General features: G+C 50.5%; 5 tRNA genes. All 5 read left to right on the top strand.

From position 1 onward, the window contains the following. The first annotated feature begins 2 nt into the window (after window positions 1-2). The 5 genes from AC6UD2_RS06715 to AC6UD2_RS06695 all read left to right on the top strand — a co-directional run bounded on the left by AC6UD2_RS06715 (window position 3) and on the right by AC6UD2_RS06695 (window position 430). Window positions 3-75: transfer RNA gene (locus AC6UD2_RS06715), tRNA-Lys, on the top strand. 23 nt (window positions 76-98) lie between these two features. Next, window positions 99-171 (top strand) — tRNA-Thr (locus AC6UD2_RS06710). A 5-nt stretch (window positions 172-176) separates the two neighbouring features. Next, a tRNA-Gly gene (locus AC6UD2_RS06705) sits at window positions 177-248 on the top strand. A gap of 16 nt (window positions 249-264) precedes the next feature. Beyond that, window positions 265-350 (top strand) — tRNA-Leu (locus tag AC6UD2_RS06700). A 6-nt stretch (window positions 351-356) separates the two neighbouring features. Further along, window positions 357-430, top strand: a tRNA-Arg gene (locus tag AC6UD2_RS06695). The last annotated feature ends 2 nt before the right edge of the window (window positions 431-432 follow it).

Below are 432 nucleotides of genomic sequence, written 5' to 3'. Positions count from 1 at the left end.
TTGAGCCGTTAGCTCAGTTGGTAGAGCATCTGACTTTTAATCAGAGGGTCGGCGGTTCGAACCCGCCACGGCTCATTATTTATATAAATAGCATGTATGCCGACTTAGCTCAGTTGGCAGAGCACCTGTCTTGTAAACAGGGGGTCGGAGGTTCGAATCCTCTAGTCGGCATTTATGCGGAAGTAGTTCAGTGGTAGAACGCCACCTTGCCATGGTGGAGGTCGCGGGTTCGAATCCCGTCTTCCGCTTATGTCAATTTATAATGCCGGGGTGGCGGAATTGGCAGACGCACAGGACTTAAAATCCTGCGGTCAGTGATGACCGTACCGGTTCGATCCCGGTCCTCGGCATATTTTGCACCTATAGCGCAATTGGATAGAGTGTCTGACTACGAATCAGAAGGTTGTAGGTTCGACTCCTACTAGGTGCATT

It is taken from the genome of Fructilactobacillus sp. X2R5C2, assembly GCF_059901375.1.
This window is presented reverse-complemented; position numbering and strand designations above follow the sequence as displayed.